This is a genomic window from Galactobacter sp. (genome assembly GCF_022712295.1).
In the GTDB taxonomy this organism is placed as follows: domain Bacteria; phylum Actinomycetota; class Actinomycetes; order Actinomycetales; family Micrococcaceae; genus Galactobacter.
The window spans coordinates 1-4,934 of record NZ_JALAGT010000124.1 but is presented as its reverse complement, the minus strand read 5'-3'; the positions used below and the strand labels follow the sequence as shown (position 1 = coordinate 4,934).

Annotated in this window: 4 protein-coding genes; 1 reads left to right on the top strand and 3 read right to left on the bottom strand. The window is 65.1% G+C overall.

Translation table 11 applies throughout. The annotated features are described in order from the left end of the window. Positions 1-232 precede the first annotated feature (232 nt). A complete protein-coding gene (locus Q0A15_RS09480) occupies positions 233-934 on the bottom strand; it encodes a rhomboid family intramembrane serine protease (RefSeq protein ID WP_291279286.1) in 702 nt (233 codons plus the stop codon). A gap of 318 nt (positions 935-1,252) precedes the next feature. Next, positions 1,253-1,798 (bottom strand): peptidylprolyl isomerase, encoded by a 546-nt coding sequence (locus Q0A15_RS09475; protein WP_291279285.1) that lies wholly within the window; start codon positions 1,796-1,798, stop codon positions 1,253-1,255. 172 nt (positions 1,799-1,970) lie between these two features. On the opposite strand from Q0A15_RS09475, the gene Q0A15_RS09470 reads away from it, so the two are divergent. Next, complete coding sequence (locus tag Q0A15_RS09470; protein ID WP_291279284.1) at positions 1,971-2,690, top strand: hypothetical protein; 720 nt, start codon at positions 1,971-1,973, stop codon at positions 2,688-2,690. A gap of 286 nt (positions 2,691-2,976) precedes the next feature. On the opposite strand, the gene Q0A15_RS09465 is transcribed toward Q0A15_RS09470, so the two are convergent. Then, positions 2,977-4,934, bottom strand: a 1,958-nt coding sequence (locus Q0A15_RS09465) for a sensor domain-containing protein (protein WP_291279283.1), incomplete at its 5' end; no start/stop codon positions are given.

Genomic DNA, 4,934 nt, shown 5'->3' with positions numbered 1-4,934 from the left:
GTCGCAGCGTCAGCCACCCCGCTATCGCTCAGCACTCCACCGCGGGGCAGCACTCCACCGTCGGTCAGGAGGATCGATTGGTCGTCAGCCGGGCGGCTCCTCAGACCCACTCCAGCAGGTCGACGACGACATGCCCCCACAACCGCAGCGAGCGGCCACCCTGACCATGTGGGTCAGGACAGCCGCTCGCTGGTGGTGATGTTTCGCTTCGGTGGCTCGGCAGGCTTCAGACTCAGCCCACGCCGTAGTAGTACCGGTAATACTCGTCGGTGGCCTGCTCGCCGCCGTAGTACCCCAGTCCCACCAGGGCCACCAGCAGGACCAGGGTCACCACGAGGTGGATGGTGCCCACTGACTTGGCGCCTGCCGGAGAGACCAGAGCCTTGCGGTGTCCGATCTCGTAGATCAGACCCAGCAGAACTCCGACGACGAGGCCACCCAGGTGGGCCTCCCACGCAATCCCCGACCGCATGAATCCGTAAGCGAAGTTGATGCCGAGGATCACGGCCATACTGATCAGATTGCTACGGTCCTTCCTCAAGGCGATCAGCAGAGCCCCGCCCAGAGCGAAGATGCCACCGGAGGCCCCCAACGCGGGGGAGGACCAGTTCAACAACCCCATGGCGGCGTTACCGCCGATCACACCGAGCAGGAACACGGAGGCGAAACGCCACCGGCCCAAGTGAGGTTCCAGAACCCGCCCGAGGAACCACAGCGAGAGCATGTTCATGACCAGATGGATCGAGATCACGTCATGGCTGTCATGCAGGAACCCTGAAGTCAGCAGGCGCCACATCTCCTCGGGAATGAGGGGTGCGTAGTAGACGAACTGGGTCTGGAAGCCCGAGAACGCCAACTGCGCAACGTAGGCCACCACGCAGATCGCGATCACCGTGTAGGTCACCACCGGTGTGGAAGCGGTGGTGCGCTTCACCCGTGGTTGTTTCGCGGAGGCCTGCCTTGCGCAGTCCACACACACCACCCCTACAGCGGCCGGACGCTGGCATTCCGGGCACACAGGCCTGTTGCAGCGTTGGCATCGCACGTAGCTGACGCGGTCCGGGTGGCGGGGGCACACTGGTGCCTCACCAGATCCGGTGGCGCCGTATCTGGGTGCTTCGGTCATGGATGATCCTTAACGATGGTCTTGAGAAAAACGAGTGGGCGGTGGGGGTGGGATTCGTTCCCACCCCACCGCCCACTCGTGATGGAGCGTGGCCCGTCAAGGCCCAACGCGCCGGTGGAGCCCGGCTCAGGCTTCCTTGATGTCGATGGACTCGATCTTGACGTCCTCGAGCGGCTTGTCACGGCCGTCCGTGGCGACGGAATTGAGCTGGTCCACAACGGCCTTGGAGTCCTCATCAGCCACCTCACCGAAAATGGTGTGCTTGCCCTGCAGCCAGGTGGTGGGCACCGAGGTGATGAAGAACTGGGACCCGTTGGTGCCGCGGCCCATACGGATACCGGCGTTGGCCATGGCCAGCTTGTACGGAGCGGTGAAGTCCAGATCGGGGTTGATCTCGTCGTCGAAGTTGTAGCCGGGGCCACCGATGCCCTGACCCAGTGGATCGCCGCCCTGGATCATGAAGTCCTTGATGATGCGGTGGAAGATGGTGCCTGCATAGAGCGAGGTACCTTCCTTGGTCTCACCGGTCTCCGGATCGGTCCAGGACTTCTCGCCGGTGGCCAGGCCCACGAAGTTATCCACCGTGACGGGGGCGTGGTTCCCGAAGAGGTTGACGACGATGTCGCCAAGCGTGGTGTGAATGGTCGCTACGTGCGTAGGAATGGCAGTCATGCCCCCATTGTTTCACGCGACGCCTGAGTAGGTCCTAGCTCCCACCTGAACGACCTCTTCGCGTTCAGTGAACACTTCGGATCGGTCGCTTTCCCAGCGATTGTCAGGCGAGGACAGTAGTGTGTGACCATCAAGGCATACATGAACGACTTGAGCGAGTAGGTGGAACCGCATGGCCAAGAAGAAGTCCGCGAAGGAAGTCACCAAGACCGTGTCAGACGCTGCAGAGAACGTCATCGATTGGGCAACCCCCAAGGTGCAGGCCGCAGCCGATGCCGTGTCCCAGAAGTACGACGAGGTCGCACCCAAGATCCAGGAAGGTCTCGGCGTGGCCAAGGAGAAGGCAGACGATGTGCTGACCAGCGCCGTGGCCAAGGGCTTGGAATTCAAGGATGCCGCTGAGCAGAAGGCCAGGGAAACCTCTGAGAAGGCCAATGAGAAGTACGAGGCCTCCAAGAAGGACCTGAAGAAGGCAACCAAGTCCGCCAAGAAGCAGGCAGGCAAGGTCAAGGATGAGGCCGTGAAGTCGGCCAAGAAGGCCACCAAGACCAAGAAGAAGGGCAAGGGGAAGAAGTTCTTCCTCTTCCTGCTGATCTCCGGTGTGGTGGCGGGAGCCGTCGCAGCGTGGAAGGCCTCCAAGCCCATCGAGGATCCCTGGAAGGCTCCGGTCCCCAACGAGCCGGCCCCCAAGCCCGCTGAGAAGCCGGCCGCCGAGAAGGCAGCCTCCGTCGAGGACGCCAAGGCAGCCGTTGCGGAGAAGGCCGAGGAGGCCAAGGACGTCGCCAAGCACGTCGCGGCCGAGGCCAAGGAGAAGGCAACCGAGGCCAAGGACAAGGCCAAGGAAGCCGCTCAGGACGTCAAGGACGCCGCCAAGGATGCGACCAAGAAGTGAGACTTCCTGCGTGAACAGCTGATCGCGTCACGCTGAAAGCAGCATGCCGCGAGGGGCGGGGAACCGATACCGGTTCCTCGCCCCTCCGTTTTGCGTGCTGCGGGCTGCGGCCCCTCCGTTCTGCGTGTTGAGTGCTGCGGCGGCCTGTCCTTTTCTCGCGGGACCAGGCTTACATGGATTTCGCTCCGAACCGGCGCGCATCCCACGAAAGCCTGGTCCCGACCAAGTACGTTCGGACCCGACCGCCGTGCATCCCGAGGCAGCACGTTCAGCGCGGCAGCACAGATCAGCGCGGCAGCGTGGCGCGGAGGCGGAATCCACCGTCCTCCGTCGCGGTGGCCGTGGCCTGCCCGCCCACCGCCTGGGCACGTTCCCGAACTCCGGCCAGGCCCAGGCCCGCACCGGGTGCAGCGGGAGACTCTTCCGCGGTGGCCGGTCCGTTCTCCACAGCGATCTCCACGGCAGCGTCCGTGACGTTCACCGTGACGTCGATGGTGGCGCCGGGGGAGTGGCGTACAGCGTTGCTGAGGCCCTCCTGCACAATCCGGTACGTCGCCAACCCGGCTGCGGGCGTCACGAGATCGTCACTGAGCGGGCTCAGCTGCACGTTGATGGTGGCGCCGCTGGCCCGTGTGGCCTCGATCAGGTCCGGGATCTGGGACAGGGTGGCTTGTGGTGCCAACTCGGGTTGCGTGCCGTCAGTCGGGGTTCGCAGCAGGGTCAGCAGCGAACGCATCTCGGCGAGCGCCTGGCGTGAGGAGTCGGCGATCGAGGCGAATTCCTCCTTGGTGGGCTGGTCCACCTGCGGCAGCCGGTAGGGCGCTGTGGTGGCTTGGACGCTGATGACGGACATGGAGTGCGCAACGACGTCATGCAGCTCGCGGGCAATTCGGGTGCGCTCGTCGAGTTCCTCCCGCTCGGCACTCAGTTCCGCGCTGGCACGGCGTTCACGGTTCAGGGCGGTTCGACTGGCGAACAAGGCCCGCAGGCCCAAACCGATCAGCAGCGTCGCCAGGGACACCGCTGCCGCGACGATGAGATCGGTCATGACCAGGTCCATCCGGCTTCCCAGCGGACGGGACCAGAACAGGCCGACGAGCACCGTCGGGACTTGGAGAACGGCCCACCCGATCACGGCCCAGAGCCAGTGATGCCGCAGCGCCCCGAGCAGGCAGGTGAAGGCCACGGCCACGATGGTGAACGCAGGCCAGGGCCACGGCAGTCCACGGCTAGCGATTCCGTCTGCACCGACGCCGAGTATCGCGGCGACCGCGGATCCTGCGGCACCGATCACGACCCCGAGGGTCCACGTGACGCGGTTGGTGACGGCCAGCAGCATCATCGCAGCCAAACCGAAGGCCAGCAGCATCGCGAAGACCACGTGGATCTCGTACGTCGTGGTCAGCAGTGGCCACGAGACGCCGACCAGCGCCGCGCTGAAGGCGCTCGCCGCGATCCAGCTCCAGCCGGTCGCGGAAACCTGCGTTTCCTGCCCGTCACGGCTTCGGGTGGCTGTGCCGAACGACGCGGCAGGGGAACCAGCCGATGGCGCCACGGCGCCGTCCTGGTGACCGGAGCGAACGGTGCCGCCCAGGGCGGCACCCATCACCGCGGCGTCGAACATGGCAAGACCACGCATGACCAGGGGCAGCAGGGCAAGCATGATCACGGCGACCACGAAGTCCACCACGTAACTCATCCACAGGGAGTGAGCCACCGATTCCGGGACCGAACCCAGCGTCACGAAATCCACCACGTAGCCGGCGGCATAGGGGCCCTCGTCGAAGCCTGGGATGAAGCGCAGCCAGAACACCTCGGTCAGGCCGCCCAGTGCGCTCGCCGTCCATGCCACGGCCACCGAGAACGTGAACACGTGGATGGGGAAGGCCACGATGGTTTGGTAGACCAGGTCAAGCCACCGTCGCGGCTCGGTCAGCAGGCCGATGAACCCGCGGATACCCGGTTTCCGCAGCGCGAGCCCGGGGCGAGCCACGGGTTTCCCCCACCACCGCAATCGGGCACGGTTCAGGTCTGCGAAGGCCGATGCGAGCCACAGGGTGGCGGGCAGCAGCACAATGCCGACCCACACCAGGATCAGTCCGGCCGAGGCCGAGAGCATCGTGATCAGGAGGCAGAAGGAGGCCACGGAGAGGAAGAACCCGGGCATCACGAAGCCGTAGTCGCGCAGCAACGCCCTGAGGTTGTAGGGGGAGGGCCGGCGAGGGCCCTTGGCCGGAGCCTCGG